Origin of the sequence: Streptomyces sp. NPDC005435 (genome assembly GCF_040703155.1) — a bacterium.
Classification (GTDB): domain Bacteria; phylum Actinomycetota; class Actinomycetes; order Streptomycetales; family Streptomycetaceae; genus Streptomyces.
Genome location: NZ_JBEXEQ010000022.1, coordinates 105,859 through 123,531 on the forward strand (window position 1 = coordinate 105,859; position 17,673 = coordinate 123,531).

Annotated in this window: 17 protein-coding genes; 11 read left to right on the forward strand and 6 right to left on the reverse strand. The window is 73.5% G+C overall.

Annotated elements, in window-relative coordinates; genetic code table 11:
- Window positions 1-58: 58 nt before the first annotated feature.
- Window positions 59-454: a MarR family transcriptional regulator gene (locus tag AB0898_RS25860; protein WP_366805374.1), complete on the reverse strand. Its 396-nt coding sequence runs from the start codon at window positions 452-454 to the stop codon at window positions 59-61.
- Window positions 455-685: 231 nt separating this feature from the next.
- Between AB0898_RS25860 and AB0898_RS25865 the strand changes: the two genes are divergently transcribed.
- The 4 genes from AB0898_RS25865 to AB0898_RS25880 all read left to right on the forward strand — a co-directional run bounded on the left by AB0898_RS25865 (window position 686) and on the right by AB0898_RS25880 (window position 4,012).
- Entirely contained in the window at window positions 686-976 is a 291-nt protein-coding gene (locus AB0898_RS25865; RefSeq protein ID WP_366805375.1) for an ArsR family transcriptional regulator, read from the forward strand.
- Between the two features lie 314 nt (window positions 977-1,290).
- A complete protein-coding gene (locus AB0898_RS25870; protein ID WP_366805376.1) occupies window positions 1,291-2,127 on the forward strand; it encodes an undecaprenyl-diphosphate phosphatase in 837 nt (278 codons plus the stop codon).
- 117 nt (window positions 2,128-2,244) lie between these two features.
- A complete protein-coding gene (locus AB0898_RS25875) occupies window positions 2,245-2,955 on the forward strand; it encodes a FadR/GntR family transcriptional regulator (RefSeq protein WP_366805377.1) in 711 nt (236 codons plus the stop codon).
- 40 nt (window positions 2,956-2,995) lie between these two features.
- Window positions 2,996-4,012, forward strand: a complete 1,017-nt coding sequence (locus tag AB0898_RS25880) for an asparaginase (protein ID WP_366805378.1) — start codon at window positions 2,996-2,998, stop codon at window positions 4,010-4,012.
- Between the two features lie 40 nt (window positions 4,013-4,052).
- Here AB0898_RS25880 and AB0898_RS25885 read toward each other — a convergent pair whose 3' ends face one another.
- On the reverse strand, window positions 4,053-5,234 hold the full coding sequence (locus AB0898_RS25885) for a serine hydrolase (RefSeq protein ID WP_366805379.1): 1,182 nt from the start codon (window positions 5,232-5,234) through the stop codon (window positions 4,053-4,055).
- Window positions 5,235-5,459: 225 nt separating this feature from the next.
- On the opposite strand from AB0898_RS25885, the gene AB0898_RS25890 reads away from it, so the two are divergent.
- Window positions 5,460-6,416, forward strand: a complete 957-nt coding sequence (locus AB0898_RS25890) for a hypothetical protein (protein WP_366805380.1) — start codon at window positions 5,460-5,462, stop codon at window positions 6,414-6,416.
- Between the two features lie 33 nt (window positions 6,417-6,449).
- The gene (locus AB0898_RS25895) at window positions 6,450-7,235 is read left to right on the forward strand and encodes a class I SAM-dependent methyltransferase (protein WP_366805381.1); all 786 of its coding nucleotides are present in this window, start codon (window positions 6,450-6,452) and stop codon (window positions 7,233-7,235) included.
- On the opposite strand, the gene AB0898_RS25900 is transcribed toward AB0898_RS25895, so the two are convergent.
- The gene (locus AB0898_RS25900; RefSeq protein ID WP_366805382.1) at window positions 7,213-7,956 is read right to left on the reverse strand and encodes a GntR family transcriptional regulator; all 744 of its coding nucleotides are present in this window, start codon (window positions 7,954-7,956) and stop codon (window positions 7,213-7,215) included. The genes AB0898_RS25895 and AB0898_RS25900 overlap by 23 nt on opposite strands.
- A gap of 172 nt (window positions 7,957-8,128) precedes the next feature.
- A complete protein-coding gene (locus AB0898_RS25905; RefSeq protein WP_366805383.1) occupies window positions 8,129-8,713 on the reverse strand; it encodes a hypothetical protein in 585 nt (194 codons plus the stop codon).
- Window positions 8,714-9,079: 366 nt separating this feature from the next.
- Between AB0898_RS25905 and AB0898_RS25910 the strand changes: the two genes are divergently transcribed.
- On the forward strand, window positions 9,080-9,946 hold the full coding sequence (locus tag AB0898_RS25910) for a GNAT family N-acetyltransferase (protein ID WP_366805384.1): 867 nt from the start codon (window positions 9,080-9,082) through the stop codon (window positions 9,944-9,946).
- 45 nt (window positions 9,947-9,991) lie between these two features.
- Here AB0898_RS25910 and AB0898_RS25915 read toward each other — a convergent pair whose 3' ends face one another.
- The gene (locus AB0898_RS25915) at window positions 9,992-10,432 is read right to left on the reverse strand and encodes a MarR family winged helix-turn-helix transcriptional regulator (protein ID WP_366805385.1); all 441 of its coding nucleotides are present in this window, start codon (window positions 10,430-10,432) and stop codon (window positions 9,992-9,994) included.
- Window positions 10,433-10,529: 97 nt separating this feature from the next.
- Between AB0898_RS25915 and AB0898_RS25920 the strand changes: the two genes are divergently transcribed.
- The gene (locus tag AB0898_RS25920; protein ID WP_366805386.1) at window positions 10,530-11,612 is read left to right on the forward strand and encodes a hypothetical protein; all 1,083 of its coding nucleotides are present in this window, start codon (window positions 10,530-10,532) and stop codon (window positions 11,610-11,612) included.
- 91 nt (window positions 11,613-11,703) lie between these two features.
- On the opposite strand, the gene AB0898_RS25925 is transcribed toward AB0898_RS25920, so the two are convergent.
- Complete coding sequence (locus AB0898_RS25925; protein ID WP_366805387.1) at window positions 11,704-13,782, reverse strand: SpoIIE family protein phosphatase; 2,079 nt, start codon at window positions 13,780-13,782, stop codon at window positions 11,704-11,706.
- A 328-nt stretch (window positions 13,783-14,110) separates the two neighbouring features.
- Here AB0898_RS25925 and AB0898_RS25930 point away from each other — a divergent pair, with 328 nt between their 5' ends.
- The 3 genes from AB0898_RS25930 (at window position 14,111) to AB0898_RS25940 (ending at window position 17,667) form a co-directional block, all read left to right on the forward strand.
- Complete coding sequence (locus AB0898_RS25930) at window positions 14,111-14,989, forward strand: hypothetical protein (RefSeq protein WP_366805388.1); 879 nt, start codon at window positions 14,111-14,113, stop codon at window positions 14,987-14,989.
- Window positions 14,990-15,130: 141 nt separating this feature from the next.
- Window positions 15,131-15,502 (forward strand): hypothetical protein, encoded by a 372-nt coding sequence (locus tag AB0898_RS25935; RefSeq protein ID WP_366805389.1) that lies wholly within the window; start codon window positions 15,131-15,133, stop codon window positions 15,500-15,502.
- Window positions 15,503-15,651: 149 nt separating this feature from the next.
- On the forward strand, window positions 15,652-17,667 hold the full coding sequence (locus tag AB0898_RS25940; RefSeq protein ID WP_366805390.1) for an NADPH-dependent 2,4-dienoyl-CoA reductase: 2,016 nt from the start codon (window positions 15,652-15,654) through the stop codon (window positions 17,665-17,667).
- Window positions 17,668-17,673: the final 6 nt, after the last annotated feature.

The window sequence follows — 17,673 nt, forward strand, 5'->3', positions numbered from 1 at the left end:
TGTGCCGAGCCCACACGTGCCAAGCCCACACGTGCTGAGCCCATATGTGCCAGGCGGCTCAGTCCTCCCCGGCCAGCATCCGTTCCAGCACGGCACGCTGCAGGGGACGTACCTCGGCGTACAGCTCGCGGCCCTTGCGGGTGAGCGCGACCCACACCCCGCGCCGGTCCTCCGCGCACACCGAGCGCTTGACCAGGCCCTCCTTCTCCAGGCGGCCGATCAGCCGGGACAGCGCGGACTGGCTCAGATGGACCCGGCCGACCAGGTTCTGCACCCGGCACTGATCCCCTTCGGCGGGAGACTCGGCGGCCAGGATGTCCAGCACCTCGAAGTCGCTGGCACCGAGCCCGTGCGGATGCAGGACGCGGTCGATCTCGCACAGGGTGCGCGCGTGGATCGCGAGGATGCCCCGCCACCGTTCTTCCAGCCGGGCGTCGGCCGTCTTGACTGCCATACCCGCACCGTAGCACCGATCCAGCCACTCCTTGAGTGTGCAAGTAGTACCGGTCCGAGGCCCCTCGCGGCCCCGCCGCACCCCCTCTCCACACCCCGCCGCCCGGGTCCTCGGGCCGCCCGCGCGGAGGGGCCGGTACCGGACAACGGACACCGAGACGCGGACACGGCGGCCCCGCCTGCGCCACAGTGGGACGCGGCGCACGAGGAGCCCGGCAGCGGAGGCGGACACATGATGGGGAGGGCCTCGGGCCGCGTACGGCAGACCGTCCTGGAACTGCTCAAGGACCCGGCGGCCCACTTCCCCGAGGCGCGCCGCCACCGCGACCCCGCCGGCACCGGGGTCACCGCGCGAGCCGTCGCCGCCCGCCTCGGCCTGCCCCGCCGGACCGTCGCCGCCCACCTCGACTTCCTCACGGGGCTCGGCCTGCTGCGTACACGGCGCCATCGCCTGCGGACCCACTACCGCCGCGACGAAGCGCGCATCGCCGAGGTCGCCCAGCTCTTCGAGAAGGGCTGGTGAGCGGCGCCGCAGCCGCCCGGCAGCGCCGCGTCCTACGCCACACCGGCCGGGACAAAGCGGACCCGCGCGGTAAGAACTCGTTGTGAAACAGCGGGAACCCCGCGCGGACCGAGGGCCGCAGGGCACCACGCCCGCGCCACGTTCACCCCGCGCCCGCCCCGTCGCCGGCACGTGCGACCCGCTTCCCGGCCACCCCGCGCGCCACCGCGCGGACGGGGGGCTCTACGCTGCCGCCAGCACCGGGGCCGTGCGCGGCCGGGCATAGTAAGACTGCCTACAGCACTGTCGACCTCCTCTCCCCAGAACTGGATTCCATGAGCGCCATCTCCGTCGGTCAAGCCGTCGTCCTCGGAGTAGTCGAGGGGGTGACCGAGTTCCTCCCCGTGTCCTCCACCGGCCACCTCAAGATCGCCGAGGGGCTCATGCACATCCCGGTCGACGACAAGTCCGTCGTCGGCTTCTCCGCCGTCATCCAGGTCGGCGCCATCGCCGCCGTGCTCGTGTACTTCTTCAAGGACATCAAGCGGATCATCACCGCCTGGTTCACCGGTCTGGTCCGTCCCCAGGAGCGCTACCGCCACGACTACAAGTTCGCCTGGTGGGTCATCGCGGCGACGATTCCGATCGTGGTGGTGGGTCTGGCCGCCAAGCCGCTGATCGACGGTCCGCTCGCCTCGCTCTGGGTGGTCGCCGGTTCGCTGATCGGCGGCTCGGTCGTCATGTGGTGCGCGGACCAGATGGGCCGCCACAAGCGCGGCGAGGACGACACCTCCTTCAAGGACGCGATGCTGGTCGGCTGCTCGCAGATCCTCGCCCTGCTCTTCCCCGGCTTCTCCCGCTCCGGCGCCACCATGTCGACCGCGCTCATCCTGGACCTCGACCGGGTCGCCGCCACCCGCCTCTCCTTCTTCCTCGGCATCCCGGCCCTGACCGGCGCCGGTATCTACGAGCTGAAGGACGCCCTCGGCGCCGGTGTGGGCGCGGCCCCGCTGGCCGTCGGCACGGGCGTCTCCTTCGTCGTCGCCTACGCCTCCATCGCCTGGCTGCTGAAGTTCGTCGCCAAGCACTCCTTCAACGCCTTCGTGATCTACCGCATCGTCATCGGCGCGCTGCTGTTCGGCCTGCTCGCCACCGGTGTGCTGAGCAGCTGACCCCAGCCCTCCGGCGCGCACGGGGTGTGGAACCCATATGTGGGGTTCCGCACCCCGTGCGCGCTTTTGGCTGTGACGCCTTGACATGTTTTCCCCGCACACCGCAGGATCGCCTCCGTGAACCTGTCAGACAGCCAGACAACCGTCCCGGCTCCCCGGCGTGTCAGCGCCATGGAGGCGGTCCTCGGTCATCTGCGCGGCGCCATCGAACGCGGCACGTACGCGATCGGCGACAAGCTGCCCTCCGAGGCCGAGCTGTGCCGCACCCTGGAGGTCTCGCGCCCCGTCCTCCGCGAGGCACTGCGCGCGCTCCAGACGATGGGTCTCACCGTCTCCCGGACCGGCAAGGGCACCTTCGTCGTCGCCCGTACGGTGGCGGACCCCATGTTCGGCGACTACACGGCCGGCCATCTGCTGGAGGTGCGCCGCCATATAGAGGTCCCGGTCGCCGGCTACGCCGCCCGGCGCCGGACCCCGGACGACCTGGAACGGCTGACCGGACTCCTCGACCGCATGGACCGGGAGACGGACACCACCGCCTGGGTCGCCATGGACACGCTCTTCCACCTGTCCGTCGCCGAGGCCGCGAAGAACCCGGTCTTCCGCAAGGTCATCGAGGAGATCCGGGACGCCCTGGCCCGCCAGTCGGCCTTCCTCACCGAGCTGGCCGGCCGCCGGGAACAGTCCAACCGGGAACACCGGGCCATCGTCGAGGCACTGCTCGACGGCTCCGGACCCGGCGCCGCCGACGCGATGAGCCACCATCTCGACCGCGTCGCCACCAGCCTCGACGGCATCGTCCGTCCGCCCGCCCCCGCCGACGCGTGACCCCCGCACCGGCCCGCCCCACCTCGTGATTCAGGCAGAGATGTACAGCAGCTTCCCCGCCGGCGCCCCCGTCGTCCGCGAACCCCGTCATGTCCCCGTCGCCCATCTCGTGCGCGGCGGGATCGTCGAAGGCGTCCACCACGGCTCCGTCGTCGTGCTCGACGCCGGCGGCCGGGTCGAGTTCGCCCTCGGCGACATCGAGGCCGCCTTCTACCCGCGCTCGGCCCTCAAGCCCGTCCAGGCCGTCGCCATGCTGCGGGCCGGGCTGCCGCTCGACGGCGAGCTGCTCTCGCTGGCCGCCGCCAGCCACTCCGGCGAGGAGTCCCACCTCGCGGCCACCCGGCGCCTCCTCGGCCTCGCCGGACTCACCGAGGCCGACCTGCGCAACGTCCCCGACCTGCCGTACGACCCGGTCGTCCGCGACGAGTGGATCCGCGCGGGACGCGCACCCTCCCGGCTGGCCCAGAACTGCTCCGGCAAGCACGCCGCCATGCTGTGGACCGCCCGTCTCAACGGCTGGTCCCTGCCCGACTACCTCGACCCGGCCCACCCCCTCCAGCAGGCCGTCGCCGCCACCGTCGAGGAGCTGACCGGACAGCCGCCCGCCCATGTCACCGTGGACGGCTGCGGCGCGCCGCTCTTCGCCGTCTCCCTGCTCGGCCTGGCCCGCGCCGCCGCCCGCATCACCACGGCCGCGCCCGGCACCCCCGGGGCGCGGGTGGCCGACGCCATGCGCGAGTACGCCGAGACGGCCTCCGGCACCCGCCGCGACGTGGCCGCGCTCATGCGGGCGGTGCCCGGTCTGCTCGCCAAGGACGGCTTCGAGGGCGTCCAGGTGGCCGCGCTGCCCGACGGCCGCGCCGTCGCGGTCAAGATCGCCGACGGCGCCGACCGGGCGCGTGTCCCGGTCGCGGCGGCGGCCCTGGCCCGCGCCGGGGTCGATCCGTCGCTCCTCACCGCCTTCGAGGGCCAGGCCCTGCTGGGCGGCGGCCGCCCCGTGGGCAGCGTCCGTCCCGTACCCGCGCTGACCGAGGTCCCGCTGACGCCCTGCGCGTGAGCCGGGCGCCGGCCGGCCGGGCCGCGAAGGCCCCGGCCGGTCAGACGTCCTTGGAGCGCGGCCCCTTCGACCGCAGGATCAGGGCCACCACCGCCGCGCCGAGCACCGAGATGCCCGCGACCGTGGCGGTTCCCGCCCAGTCCGTGTCGTCGGGCGGCGTCGGGGAGGCGGCCGCCACGACCGGTACGGCCGAGTGCGCCGGCTTGGGCGCGGGGGCGGTGCGCAGGCCGTCCAGGGAGCCGACCGGGTCCACCCGGCCGGTCGCCGCGAACCCCCAGTCGAGCAGGGACCGCGCCTCCTCGTAGACGGCGAGGCCGCCGCCTTCCTGAGGGTTCATCACCGTCACCACGAGGGTGTGGCCGTTCCGGCGCGCGGCGGCGACCAGGGTGTTGCCCGCGTTGCTGGTGTAGCCGTTCTTGATGCCGACCAGCCCCGGATAGCGGGCCACCCCGTCCTCGCCGGTCAGCAGCCGGTTGGTGTTCTCGATGCCGAACGGCAGGCCGTCCCCGGGGAACTCGGCCTGCGCGGTGGAGCAGTACCGGGCGAAGTCGGGGTTGCGCAGCCCCTCCCGCCCGAACACCGCGAGGTCGAACGCCGAGGACACCTGGCCCGGCGCGTCGTAGCCGTCGGGGGAGACCACATGGGTGTCCAGGGCGCCCAGCGCGTGCGCCTTGGACTGCATCCGGCTCACCGTCCGAGGCACCCCGCCGTCCAGTGCGGCGAGCACATGGACGGCGTCGTTCCCGGAGCTGAGGAACACCCCGCGCCACAGGTCGGACACCTGATAGGTGTGGCCCTCCTCCACACCGACCAGGCTGCTGCCCTCGCCTACGTCGGCCAGCTCCTCGTAGCGGACGGTGTGTTTCTCCGCCGAGGGCAGCGTCGGCAGGACGGTGAGCGCGAACAGGGTCTTCAGGGTGCTCGCCGGGGGCAGTTTGCGGTGGGCACCGTCCGCCGCGAGGACCTCGCCGGTGCCGGCGTCGGCGACCAGCCAGGACAGCGCCGAGACCTCCGGCAGTTCGGGCGCGCCGCGCAGGGGCCGCACCTGGGGGCCGGAGCCGTAGAGCAGGGACGGCTGGGGTACGGCCGCGCGGGGAGCCGGGGGTGCGGGTTCCCCCGCGCCGTGTCCGAGGGCGGAGGCGGCCGGCGCGAGGGCCAGCACCCCCGCCACACAGAGGGAACAGGCTGACACGGTCGCCCGACGCGAGAATCCGGTGCTCATATGATCAACGTAGGAAGGGGAGGGGGGTGCGGCGAGCCACCCGCGCCGGACGGCCCAGCGGAGCAACCCGGATGCCGCACGCACGCACCCACGCGGCCCAGCCGGGACCCCGGACCGGCCTCCCGGCGGGCGTACGCCGTCACGGCCTCGCGCCGGACGTCCCCGCACCGTAACGATCCCGGACGTACGGGGACTTGACCCGCCGCACCGCACTACCGTGACGGCATGTCCACGCCACCGCAGCCATCGCAGCCTCCTCAGCCGCCCGGGCAGCCCGCGCCGCAGCCTGGACCCGCCCCCCAGCCGCCCGGCGGCCCCGCACCGCAGCCCGGCCCGCCCCCGGCGCCGCCCGGCCCGGCCGCGCCGCAGCCCTCGGTCCCGCCGCAGCCGACGGCCTACCCCTACCCGAACCCGCAGTCACCCCCGCAGGCCAACCCCTACGCCCAGCCCGGCAACCCCTACGGGCCGCCCGCCCAACCCGGGACCCCCTACGCCCCGCCCGTCCAGTTCGGGCCGCCACCGGGATCACCGCCCGGTCCGCCGGCCGGCGGCGGGGGAGGGGCCGCCGGGCGGGCCGTGCTGTGGGCCGTGGTCGGCGCGGTCGTCGCGTCCGCCGCGTGGGCGGCCGGAGTGTTCCTGATCGGCGCCCCCGGCGCCGCGGACCTGCGCGGCTACTCCGCCCCCTCCGACCTGTGCACGAGCGCCGACTACTCGGCGTTCAAGGACGAGTACCCCTCGACCGGCACCGCCCCGACGCACAGCTCCCTCAAGGACCCGGCCCTGCACGAGAGTTACTGCAGCGTCGGCCTGAAGAAGACCGGCTCGTCCTACAGCGACGCCTATCTCTCCCTGCAGCTGGACCTGCACCGGAAGACCGACCCCGGACCGGAGTTCACCGCCACCTGGAAGAACTACGACGACAGCCACGCGGGTTACGACGTGCGCGCGGTCGAGGGCATCGGCGACGAGGCCTACCTCGTGAGCCGGGACACCACCAGCGGCTCCTCCAGCGGCTCCCGCTTCGCCACTCTGGCCGTACGGGACGGCTGGACGACGTACATCATGGGCTACAGCGTCTACCTCACCTCCTACAACACCGACCAGAGCCCGCCCGCCCTCGACGACATCACCGACTGGCTGAAGAGCGACACCCGGGCCACCCTGAAACGGCTCAAGGACTGAACCGGCCCCGTCGGCGCGGCCTAGGCTGAGGACATGTTCAGCCCCGAAGGCCCCACCCTGCGCGAACTCGCCGTCCAGGCCCTGTCGTCCGTGGAGCGCGGGTACGACCTGCTCGCGCCGAAGTTCGACCACACCCCGTTCCGGACGCCGGACGCGGTGCTGGAGGCGGTCGCGAAGGCGCTGGGCCCGCTCGGTCCGTACGACGACGGCCTCGACCTGTGCTGTGGCACGGGTGCCGGGCTGGACGTGCTGGCCGGGCTGTGCCGCCGCAGCGTCACCGGGGTCGACTTCAGCGCCGGGATGCTCGACGTGGCCCGCAAGAGTGCTGCCGGGTCCGGAGCCGGAGCCGGGGAGCGTGCCGCCGGGCCAGGGGAGCCGTCCGCCGCGTGGGTGCGTGCGGACGCCCGCGCGCTGCCCTTCACGGCCGCCTTCGATCTCGTCGTCAGCTTCGGGGCGTTCGGGCACTTCCTGCCCGAGGAGCTGCCGGTGCTGTTCGGACAGGTCCACGACTCCCTCCGCCCGGGCGGGAGTTTCGCCTTCCCGGTGCTCGCCCCGCCCCGCCCGACGGGTCTCGCGTACTGGGTGCTGCTCGGCTTCGACGCGGTGATGCGGGTGCGCAACTCCGTGTGGCGGCCGCCGTTCGTCATGTACTACCGGGCCTTCCGACTCGGTGACGTCACCCGGGAGTTGAGGCGCACGGGCTTCGCCGTCGAGCTGCGGGAGCTGCCCGAGTTCGGGCGGCGCGACGACGGCGCCCCGCGCGCCCGGCTCGTGGTCGCCCGGCGCGCGGCGGAGGTCAGCCCGCCGCCGGAAGCGTGAACTCGTAGACCAGCGTGTCCTCTTCGGCGTTCACCACCAGGTCCGTGATCTCCAGCGGGCGCGCGTACTGGTCGCGTACGCGCCGGGTCACGCGCACCGAAGAGGCGTCGCCCACCTGGCTGATGGAGTCCCGGTGATGCAGGGTCAGTCCGGCCTTGCGCATCCAGTCGTAGGCCCGGCCCAGTTCCGCCGGGGTCGCCCCGTCGGCCCGCTCCCGGTAGCGCCCCAGTTCCGCGACCTCGGCCAGTGCCACCGCCGAGAACGAGGTCACCGCCATGCGCAGCGAGCGGCCGTCCGCCCCGGCCGAGAGATAGCGGTGCACCAGCGTCGGCCGGTGCGGGGCGAGGCCCAGTGCCCGCGCGTGCTCCGGCGGCGGCGCCTCCCAGGTCACCGTCGCCCGGTCGACGGCGCCGGGTCCGGCCGGGACCGTGCCCACCGGGAACGTCAGCGACACCGGCTCCTCGACCGGCCGCCCGCGCAGCCTTGCGTGACTGCCCCGCCGGTCGGTGCTGAGCATCCCGCCGCGCCGCAGTACGTCCAGCGCCTGCCGGACGGTCGCCCTGCTGACCCCGAAGTGCCGTGCGAGATGTCGCTCGCCCGGCAGCCGTTCGCCCGGTGGGATCGTCCCGTCGCGCAGTTCGTCGAGCAATCGGGCCGCGACCCGCTGGTACAGGGTCTGCTCGTCGTTCTGCCGGGATGCGTGCGGGGTGGTGCGGGACATGCCGCCCCTCCTGTCGGTGACAAGACGTAGCCGCTCGGGCTCATTGCGCCACCGTATCTAGCATTGGTCTAAACCACTTGGGAAGGGAATTCCTGGTGTTCGGCCGAAACCCGGCCGAAACCCGTCGGTCGGCGGCCTGCGGGAAGCCCGGGCGGAGGTCCGCCGCGCTCCCTCACGCCCGGGGTCGGGTCCACTTCGGCCCGGTGCGGGCCCAGTCGCGGTCCCATTCGGCCAGGCGGCGGCGGAGGGCGACGCGCCGTTCCAGGGTGCGGGCGAGGAGGACGGCGGCGACCGTGCCGCCCGTCGCGCACAGGCCCACGGTGACCGTGTGCTGCCAGACGGCCACGTCGTTCGCCGGGGGCGCCACGCTGTGCCCCCGGCGGTCGAACCAGACCCGCACCGTGTCCTCGGTGCGGGTCCCGGCGGGCACCCGGGCCAGGGCGGTACGGGTCGTGCCGTCCGGGCCGGTCCAGCGGACCTCGGCGCTGTAGGTGTGGCCCCGGTCGCGGTGGACCAGGGGCGCGTGGTCGGACACCGGGCCGATCACCTGGGCGCGCACCTGATGCCGCTCGGCACGCTGCGCGGCGGCGCGGGACTGGGCCTGCCCGTGCGCGTGCAGGCCCGCGGCCACCCCGGCCAGGGGCGCCACCACGCCCAGCAGGACGGCGACCAGCAGCACCGTCCACGCCTCCACCACGTCCGACCGGCGCCGCAGCGGATTGCGCCGCCGGCGCCAACCGCGCACCCGGGTACGCATGTCCACCTCCTCGCCGCGACCGGGCCGGGGTCGCGGACGCCCCGGAGGGCGCCGGAGGGCCGGCCGCCGCCCGCGTACGTACACGGGCGTTCCCACCCGTTTCGTACCCCGAACGGCGCACCTCGCTCCTCGTGCGCGCCACGACTTCACGTCCGGCCGCAGGACGGGCCGTTCGGCCCTCCCCGTTCGGACCCGGTCCGGGCCGTGTTCGGATTCCGTTCGGGCTGCCCAGGGCCGTCCGCGTCCCGTTCATTGCGGTCCCGTGAACTCGGGGCGGCCCCGGGAATAGCGGCACCGGTGTCCGCGCTGGGGGCGATGACCGGCGCCGTCGCGCCGGACACGGTGCGAGGGAAGCGAGGACAGAGGATGCCCGAGGCGTACGTCTCCACGCGGCACGGCGACCGGGAGGCGCGGGTGACGGCGGGCCCGGACCGGCTGGAGCCGGGACCGGGCGAGCCGGGTCCCGGTGCGGCGGCCGCGCACGCGGACACCGCCACCGCGCCCCTGCCCGCCACCGGCCCCTTCCCCGGCAGCGATCCGCGCATCCTCGACAACCCCGCCCTCGCCGCGCTGACCGGCCCGCACGCCCGCTTCGCCGAGCGGCGCGGCCGGGTCCTGCGCTACCCGGCCGACGTCTCCCCGTGGCTCGCGTTCCCCGACGAGCCCGACGCGCGGGACTGGGCCGACGCCGCCGCCCTGACCGGTCCCGGCGCCGAGGTGCCGCTGCTCGGCTTCCGGGGGCGGGTGCCGGAGGGCTGGGAGGTCACCTCCCGGATAGAAGGCGTGCAGCTGGTCGACGACGGGCTGACCACCGCACCCGAACCGGAGGCGGTACGGCTCGGTCCGGCCGACGTGCCCGAGATGCTGGACCTCGTCGAGCGCACCCGCCCCGGCCCCTTCCTGCCCCGCACCGTCGAACTCGGCACCTACCTGGGCATCCGCCGCGACGGCAGGCTCATCGCCATGGCGGGGGAGCGGCTGCACCCGCCGGGCTGGACCGAGATCAGCGCCGTCTGCACCGACCCGGCCCATCGGGGTGAGGGCCTGGCCACCCGGCTGATCCTGGCCGTCGCGCACGGCATCCGCGAACGCGGCGAGACGCCCTTCCTGCACACCGGCGCCGCGAACACGACCGCCATCCGGCTCTACGAGTCCCTGGGCTTCCGGCTGCGCCTGCGCACCGCGTTCATGGCCGCCCGCGCACCCGGGCACCGGGCGGTGCCGGTGGCGTAGCGGCACTGTCGGCCGGCGGTCACCGCCATCCCGCCGGGGCCGTCCTCAGCCGGCCCCGGTCCCCGGTGCTCCGGCGTTGTACCGCTCCAGATAGGCCGCGAAGCGGATCAGGTCCTCCGCCGGCCAGTCCGCGAGCCGTTCCCGGAAGGCGGCCCGGCGGCTGGTCGTGACCTGGGCCAGGATCTCCCGGCCCGCGCCGGTCAGATGCAGGACCTGGACCCGGTGGTCCTCGGGATCGTGGCGCCGCTCGATCAGCCCGGCCCGCTCCAGCGCCGCGACCTGGCGGCTCACCGTCGACTTGTCCAGGGCGTAGTGCGCGGCCAGGTCGGTCGCGCGGCAGCCGTCGCGCTCCTCCAGATGCCCGAGCAGGGTGTACGACACCAGCGACAGCTCGGGGTGCATCCGGCCCGCCGACGCCCGGGCGCGACGGGCGAACGCCGTCATCTCGCGCTGGATCGTCTCCACCGCGTTCTCGGCCGCCTCCATGGGGTTCCACCTCCGCCGAATGCCTTCTCCGCCATCTGGTTGTAGAGTACAACTTGAATCGAAGGTTGTATAAGCCAACTGTTGGAGGTCGCGCCCGATGAAATCCCCGGTGCTGTCACCGGCCCTGCGCCATGTGCTCACACACCTGCTCACCCCCCTGCTGATGTGCATAGGTATGGGGCTGGCCTATATGGGGGCGTTCGTCACCCCCGAGCCGCACCACATGCCGGTCGCTGTGGTCGGCTCCGGGCCGCGTACCGCCGTGTTCGCCCAGACGGTCAAGGACGCCGCCGGGGACAAGCTCGATGTGCGTACCGTTCCCGACCGCGCCACCGCCGTCGCCCTGCTGAAGTCCCGGCATGTCACCGGCGCCTATGTGCCCAGCGCACATACCCCCGAGCTGCTGGTGGCGAGTGCCGCCTCCGACATGGGCGCAACCGCTGTGGAAAAGGTCTTCACGCCGGTCGCCGCCCATGAGGGCGCCCCGCTGAAGGTCACCGACGTGGCGCCGCCCGTCCAGGACGACCCCACCGGACAGGGTCTGTTCTTCCTGCTGATCGCGGTCAGCATCGGCTCCTACGCCTCGGTCGCCGCCATCGGTGCCGCGGGCGCCGCCTTGTCGATGCGGGCGCGCGCACTGCTTGCGGTCGGCGTGTCCGCCGCGGTCGCGGGCATCGGCGCCCTGCTCGCCGGGCCGGTCTTCCACCTCGCCCACCACGCGCTCGGCGCGGTCTGGGGCATGGCCTGGCTCTACTCGGCGGGCATCCTGCTCATCGGCGTCGGCCTGCACACCTTCCTCAAGCGCTGGACCACGCTCACCATGATGGTCCTGTTCGTGATGCTGAACTTCACCAGCTCCGGCGGGCTCTTCCGGCCCGAGCTGCAGAACGGCTTCTTCGGCTCCCTGCACGCCTTCTGGAACGGCGCCGGGTTCGTCGAGGGCGTCCGCTCGCTGCTCTACTTCGGCGACGACGGCCTCGGCCGCAACGTGTGGACCCTCGTGGCCTGGCTCGCCGTCGGCCTCGCCGTGACCGCGATCGCGGGCGCCTGGGAACGCGGCCGCCCGGCCGTGACCCCGGCCCCCGGGCCCCACGCCGCCCCTGCCACCTCGGAAGAGGCCGAGCGGTCGGCCGCCGACCGTGAGGCCGAGGAGGAGACCGAGGAGACGGTGGCCGTCTGAGCCACCCCGGCTCCCGCACCCGCGCGCGCCCCCGCCCCCGCACCTGAGCCCGCCCCCGCCCCCGCACCTGAGTCCGCCCCCGCCACCCCCCTCACGGCAGCTCCCCCGCCCGCGCGATCAGCACCGCCACATCGTCGTGGCTCTCGGCGTCGTACAGCCGGTCGAGGAGGACGTCGCAGACCTCCTCCAGGGGGCGGGCCGGGGCGTCGAGGACGGAGAGCAGCAGGTCGAGCCGCTCGTCCAGGGAGTGGGAGCGGGTCTCCACCAGCCCATCGGTGTAGAGCACCAGCTCGTCCCCGGGCTCGAAGGGGACCGTGACGGCCGAGAAGTCCACGTCGCCGACCCCGAGCGGCACCCCCGTGGGCAGGCAGAGCAGCTCCGGCGGGCGTCCGGGCCGTACCCGCACCGGCGGCAGATGCCCGGCGGAGGCGATCCGGCACTGGCGCAGCTTCGGGTCGTAGACGGCGTACACGCAGGTGGCGATGGAGTCGTCCAGCGCGGACGTGGCCTTGTCCAGGCGCTCCAGCAGGGCCGCCGGATCCAGGTCGAGCGAGGCCAGGGTGATCGTCGCGGTGCGCAGCAGGCCCATCGTGGCGGCGGCGTTGATGCCGCTGCCCATCACGTCGCCCACCACCAGCGCGGTCTTGCCGCCCGCCACCGGGATGACGTCGAACCAGTCGCCGCCGATCTCCCCGGCCGCGCCCGCCGGCTGGTAGCGCGAGGCCACCTCCAGACCGGTCGTCTCCGGCGGGCTGCTCGGCAGCAGGCTGCGCTGGAGGGTGAGGGCGGTGTTGCGGGCGTTCTGGTACCAGCGGGCGTTGTCGATCTGCACGGCCGCCCGCGCCGCCAGCTCCCGGGCCAGCAGCACGTCGTCCTCGTCGAACGGCACCGGATTGCCCGTGCGCTTCAGATCCAGGGCGCCGAGCACCTCGCCCCGGGCGATCAGCGGCACCGCGAGATAGGAGTGCAGCCCCGCCCGCTTCAGCAGTTCCGCCGCTTCGGCCGAACGGGCGATGCGCGGCAGATCCTCGTCCGTCACGTGCCGCACCAGCACCGCCTCGCCGGTGCGGACGCACTCGGTGACCAGGCGGTCCGGCGCGTACCGGGCGATCCCGCCGGGCGTGTCGGCGGCCCGTACCGCGTCGCCGCCGTCGTCCGGACGCACCGCGAGGGCGCGGATCACGGCCGGCTGGGTGGGGGTGAGCGTGCTGCGCCGGCCGTCGAGCACCGCGTCCAGCAGATCGACGGCGGCCACGTCCGCCAGCACCGGCACCGCGACGTCCGCCAGTTCGCAGGCCGTGCGCTCCAGCTCCAGCGTCGTACCGATCCGGGACGTCGCGTCCGCGATCACCGCCAGCCTGCGCCGCGCCGCCTCCACCTGCACGAACGCGCGATGCTGGGCGGTGATGTCGTCCAGGGAGAGGGCGACGCCGAGCACGTTGCCGCTGGAGTCCTCCAGGCGGTACAGCGACAGGGCCCAGGTGTGGTCGGTGTCCGGGTCGGCCGGGGTACGGCCCACGACGGTACGGTCGATCACCGGCTCGCCCGTGCCCAGCACCCCGCGCGCCGTCTCCTCCAGGGTGTCGGCGTCCAGCAGCGGCAGCACCTCGCGCGGGGTGCGCCCCTCAAGGCGGGCGGCCGGGAGTCCGCTGAGCCGGTCCAGCGCCGGGTTGACCGACACGAACCGCAGCCCCGTGTCGAGCACCGCGAGCCCGATCGGCGCCTGGTGCACCATCCGCTCGGAGAGCGCCACGTCCTGTTCGAGGCGCCGTACGGTCGACTGATCGGCGGCCAGCCCCAGCGCGTACACATCGCCCCGGACGTCGAGGAGCCGCATGTTGCGGAACTCCACCAGGCGGGTGCTGCCGTCCTTGTGGCGGACCGGGAAGCCGCCCGCCCAGCTCTGCCCGGTGCTCATCACGGTGGCGAACAGCTCTTTGACCAGTTCCAGGTGGCGTTCGTGCACCATCAGACGGGCCGCGTACTGGCCCAGCGCCTCGTGCGCCGTGTAGCCGAACAGCGACTCCGCCTGCGGGCTCCAGAGCACGATCCGCCCGGTGGTGTCCAGGACCACCGACGCCACGCCGAGCACGTCGAGGAGCCCGCCGGGGCGCTCCGGACCCCGCTCGGGCTCGCCGCCGTCCAACGCGCCGGTCCCGGCCGTACTCATGCCACGCACCGCCTGCCTTCGCCCGTCCGCCTGCCCTCGCCCGTCCGCCCGGCACGCCGTCCCGGGGCCGGCACCCGTCGTTCCACCGCGCGCGTCCGGCTCTCCGGCGCCGTGGCCGTCTGACTCCACCATCTCTCAACACGCGGCCGCGCGAACGTCGGCGCCACGGTGTCCGGACGCGCGGGACCACGGTCGCCTCCCGTGGCGACGTATGTCACATCCCCTTGTCACACCACGTTCCCTGATTGGTATGTACATGCCCGTGCGGCCGGGCCAGACTGTCCGCCGACCGAATGTCCCACCCCCCTTTTTTTCAAGGAGTCGGCCCATGCCCGCGCCCGCCCGGCTGCGCTGTCAAGCGTTAGTCACCGGCCTCGTCACCCTCGCCACCGCCGCCGTCATGTCCCTCGGCGCCACCCCCGCCTCGGCGGCGGACACCTGGACCGAGACCGGCTCCGACCGCGCCGACCCGCTGACCGAGAGCCAGGGTCTGGCCTCCGTCGAGATCCCGGCGAACAGCCCCAACCGCTACACCGGCATCGGCACCATCCCGCTGGGTCTGTCCACCCGGGGCTGGAACCACGTCGGCGACCCGGACGCCTCGTACAACGGCTACTACATCGAGCCCTACCAGCGGGACTCCGGCAACTCCAAGATGTACCGGGTGCAGGCGCCCGGCGGAGCCTGGTCGGAGTACGTCCACACGCTGGCCCCCGGCGAGGCCATCAACAACTCCTGGGACGCCATCTCGCCCGACGGCCAGTGGATGCTCTCGGGGGAGTGGGGCACGATGAACCGCCTCCTGGTCTTCCCCACCCCCGGCATCAACGCCTCCACCTCGCCCTCGGCCGACCTGCCGCTCGCCTCCACCGTCCAGCTGGACCACGCGGTGCGCGACGTGCAGGGCTGCGACTTCTCCGGGCCGACCACGCTGCTGTGCTCCTCCGACGACCCGGAGGGCTCGCTGTTCGGCATCACCAAGCCGCTGCTCCAGATCGACCTGTCGGCCCAGCCGAACGGCAGCGGCAACGTCTCCGGACACGTCACGGCCCTGCGCCAGCTGCCGCTGCGCAGCTCCTGCTCCGGGAACTTCGAGGCCGAGGGCATCGACTACGACCGCCGCACCGGCATCCTGCGGGTGATCGTGGTGTCGCCCGGGTTCTGCGTGCTGACGGACAGCAAGACGTACAAGTTCACGCGCGGCTGACGGCCCCGCTCCCTCGCGGCTGACGGTCACCCCCGCGGTGGCCGTCAGCCGCTCCCCGTGCGCGAGACACCCCCTAGGGGTGCGTGGTCCGCGCCCCCCGGGGTACCCGTCCCGGCGGCACGGCCAGGGAAAGGAGCGGTCATGAGCAATCCGGAGCCGTCGCACCCGGAAAGCGTCTCGGTGGAGATCAGCGGATGCTCCAAGGAGGACGCCCGGGTGGTCTTCGACGTACTGAGCGCCTGCTTCGCCTCCGACCGGGACACGGACGAGGTCCCGCAGCAACTCCACGAGACCCGCCCGATGGTGTGGCTCGGCACCTATGTCGTCACCGAGGCCCGCGAGGGCTGCGAGCCCGCCCGGCTCGACTCGTCCGTCCTCGCGGACGTGCAGGGCGGCTACTGGGCGGTGGACCGGTTCCGCCACACCCTCGACGACATCTTCACCGTCGAGGAGACCGGCACCGCCTCGGGCGACCAGGAACGCGAACTCCACTTGCGCCTGGAAAGCCGCTGACGCGGACCGAAGTCCCCCGTACGCCCCGGCCGGCTCACGTACCGGCCGGGGCGTACTGCGCTCCGGTGGGCCTCTTTGTGCAACTAGTTGCATAAACCCGGGAGCTTGCTCTACAACAAAGGTCGACCGCGTTTCGCACGGAGGGCCCGATGAGCCGTTACCCGCACCTGATGTCCCCGCTCGACCTGGGATTCACCACACTGCCCAACCGCGTGCTCATGGGCTCCATGCACGTGGGCCTCGAAGAGGCCGAGCGCGGGTTCGAGCGGATGGCGGCGTTCTACGCGGCCCGGGCGCGCGGGGGAGTGGGGCTCATCGTGACCGGCGGCATCGCGCCGAACGACGAGGGGCGCCCCTACGAGGGCGGCGCCAGGCTCACCACCGAGGCGGAGGCCGAGCAGCACCGGACCGTCACCGACGCCGTCCACCGCGAGGGCGGCCGGATCGCGATGCAGATCCTGCACTTCGGCCGCTACGCCTACCACCGCGACCTGGTCGCCCCGAGCCCCCTCCAGGCCCCGATCAGCCCCTTCGTCCCACGCGAACTCAGCGACGCGGACGTGGAGCGGACCGTCGACGACTACGTCCGCGCCGCCCGCCTCGCCCGGCACGCCGGATACGACGGCGTCGAGATCATGGGCTCCGAGGGCTATCTGATCAACGAGTTCATCGCGTCGGGCACCAACCACCGCACCGACCGCTGGGGCGGCTCGTACGAGAACCGGATGCGCTTCCCCGTCGAGATCGTCCGCCGGGTGCGCGAAGCCGTGGGCGAGGACTTCATCATCGTCTACCGGCTCTCCATGCTGGACCTGGTCCCCGGCGGCTCCTCGCTGCCCGAGGTCGTCACCCTGGCCAAGGCCGTCGAGGCGGTCGGCGCGAGCATCATCAACACCGGCATCGGCTGGCACGAGGCCCGCATCCCCACCATCGCCACCTCCGTGCCGCGCGGCGCCTACACCTGGGTCACCAAGAAGCTCATGGGCGAGGTGTCCGTGCCCCTGGTGACCACCAACCGCATCAACACCCCCGATCTCGCCGAGCAGTTGCTCGCGGACGGCGTCGCCGACATGGTCTCGGTGGCCCGCCCGATGCTGGCCGACCCCGACTTCGTCGCCAAGGCCGCCGCGGGCACCCCCGAGGCCATCAACACCTGCATCGGCTGCAACCAGGCCTGCCTGGACCACACGTTCAGCGGGAAGATCACCTCCTGCCTGGTCAACCCCCGCGCCTGCCACGAGACCGAACTCGTGCTCTCCCCGACCCGGCTGCGCAAACGCGTCGCCGTCGTCGGCGCGGGTCCCGCCGGCCTCGCCTGCGCCGTCACCGCCGCCGAACGCGGCCACGCCGTCACCCTGTTCGACGCCGCGAGCGAGATCGGCGGCCAGCTCAACGTCGCCCGCAAGGTCCCCGGCAAGCAGGAGTTCGACGAGACCCTGCGCTACTTCCGCCACCAGCTCGCCGCCCATGACGTCGACGTACGCCTGAACACCCGCGTCGGCGCCGACGACCTCACCGGCTACGACGAGGTCGTGGTCGCCACCGGCGTCACCCCGCGCACCCCCGACATCCCCGGCGCCGGCCACCCGACCGTCCTCGGCTACCTCGACGTGCTGCGCGACGGCGCCCCCGTCGGCGACCGCGTGGCCGTGCTCGGCGCGGGCGGCATCGGCTTCGACGTCGCCGAGTTCCTCACCGACGGCGGCCACAAGGCGAGCGAGGACCCCGCGACGTACTTCCGCCACTGGGGCGTCGACACCGACTACGCCGCACCCGGCGGCCTCACCACCCCGGCCCGCCCCGCGCCCCCGCGCACCGTGCACCTCCTCCAGCGCAAGACCAGCAAGGTGGGCGCCGGACTCGGCAAGACCACCGGCTGGATCCACCGCACCGAACTGAAGCACCGGGGCGTCACCATGGTCCCCGGCGTGCGCTACGACCGCATCGACGACGCCGGACTCCACATCACCGTCGACGGCGAGAGCACGGTCCTTCAGGTGGACACCGTGGTGCTGTGCACCGGCCAGGAACCCCGCCGCGACCTCTACGACACGCTGATCGCCGCCGGACGGAGCGCCCACCTCATCGGCGGCGCCGACGTCGCGGCCGAACTGGACGCCAAGCGCGCGATCAAGCAGGGCACCGAGCTGGCGGCGACGCTGTAGGGCCCC

Coding starts and splice junctions, on each gene's coding strand:
- AB0898_RS25860 (WP_366805374.1), bottom strand. CDS start 454: ATGGCAGTCAAGACGGCCGACGCCCGGCTGGAAGAACGGTGGCGGGGC.
- AB0898_RS25865 (WP_366805375.1), top strand. CDS start 686: ATGATGGGGAGGGCCTCGGGCCGCGTACGGCAGACCGTCCTGGAACTG.
- AB0898_RS25870 (WP_366805376.1), top strand. CDS start 1,291: ATGAGCGCCATCTCCGTCGGTCAAGCCGTCGTCCTCGGAGTAGTCGAG.
- AB0898_RS25880 (WP_366805378.1), top strand. CDS start 2,996: ATGTACAGCAGCTTCCCCGCCGGCGCCCCCGTCGTCCGCGAACCCCGT.
- AB0898_RS25885 (WP_366805379.1), bottom strand. CDS start 5,234: ATGAGCACCGGATTCTCGCGTCGGGCGACCGTGTCAGCCTGTTCCCTC.
- AB0898_RS25890 (WP_366805380.1), top strand. CDS start 5,460: ATGTCCACGCCACCGCAGCCATCGCAGCCTCCTCAGCCGCCCGGGCAG.
- AB0898_RS25895 (WP_366805381.1), top strand. CDS start 6,450: ATGTTCAGCCCCGAAGGCCCCACCCTGCGCGAACTCGCCGTCCAGGCC.
- AB0898_RS25900 (WP_366805382.1), bottom strand. CDS start 7,956: ATGTCCCGCACCACCCCGCACGCATCCCGGCAGAACGACGAGCAGACC.
- AB0898_RS25905 (WP_366805383.1), bottom strand. CDS start 8,713: ATGCGTACCCGGGTGCGCGGTTGGCGCCGGCGGCGCAATCCGCTGCGG.
- AB0898_RS25910 (WP_366805384.1), top strand. CDS start 9,080: ATGCCCGAGGCGTACGTCTCCACGCGGCACGGCGACCGGGAGGCGCGG.
- AB0898_RS25915 (WP_366805385.1), bottom strand. CDS start 10,432: ATGGAGGCGGCCGAGAACGCGGTGGAGACGATCCAGCGCGAGATGACG.
- AB0898_RS25920 (WP_366805386.1), top strand. CDS start 10,530: ATGAAATCCCCGGTGCTGTCACCGGCCCTGCGCCATGTGCTCACACAC.
- AB0898_RS25925 (WP_366805387.1), bottom strand. CDS start 13,782: ATGAGTACGGCCGGGACCGGCGCGTTGGACGGCGGCGAGCCCGAGCGG.
- AB0898_RS25930 (WP_366805388.1), top strand. CDS start 14,111: ATGCCCGCGCCCGCCCGGCTGCGCTGTCAAGCGTTAGTCACCGGCCTC.
- AB0898_RS25935 (WP_366805389.1), top strand. CDS start 15,131: ATGAGCAATCCGGAGCCGTCGCACCCGGAAAGCGTCTCGGTGGAGATC.
- AB0898_RS25940 (WP_366805390.1), top strand. CDS start 15,652: ATGAGCCGTTACCCGCACCTGATGTCCCCGCTCGACCTGGGATTCACC.